The sequence below is a fragment of the Massilia glaciei genome (assembly GCF_003011895.2).
Classification (GTDB): Bacteria; Pseudomonadota; Gammaproteobacteria; order Burkholderiales; family Burkholderiaceae_D; genus Telluria_A; species Telluria_A glaciei.
This window is the reverse complement of the sequence record NZ_PXWF02000318.1, coordinates 1-292: the sequence shown is the minus strand read 5'-3', so window position 1 is coordinate 292 and position 292 is coordinate 1. Positions and strand designations below refer to the sequence as shown.

The 292-nt window shown below is 68.8% G+C and carries 1 protein-coding gene; it reads left to right on the top strand.

All coding sequences use genetic code 11. The features are described from left to right. Window positions 1-292: Ig-like domain-containing protein (locus tag C7C56_RS29145; protein ID WP_181373350.1), on the top strand; the 292-nt coding region annotated here is incomplete at both ends.

Sequence of the window (292 nt, the reverse complement as noted above, 5' to 3'; positions counted from 1 at the left end):
CGTTGCGAGCGCCGATGGCGGGGTCACCTGGAGCGCCACGTTCACCCCGACTGCGGGCGTGGCCAACCCGGCCAACCTGATCACGCTCGACAACACCGGCGTGTTCGCCGGCGGCGGCAGCCCTGGCGCCGGCAGCACCAGTTCGAACAGCTTCGCGATCGACACGATCCGCCCAGATGCGACCATCGTGGTCGCGGACGGCGCGCTGACCGTCGGCGAAACGACGCTCGTGACGATCACGTTCACCGAGGCGGTGACCGGCTTTGCCAACGACGACCTGACGGTGACCAAC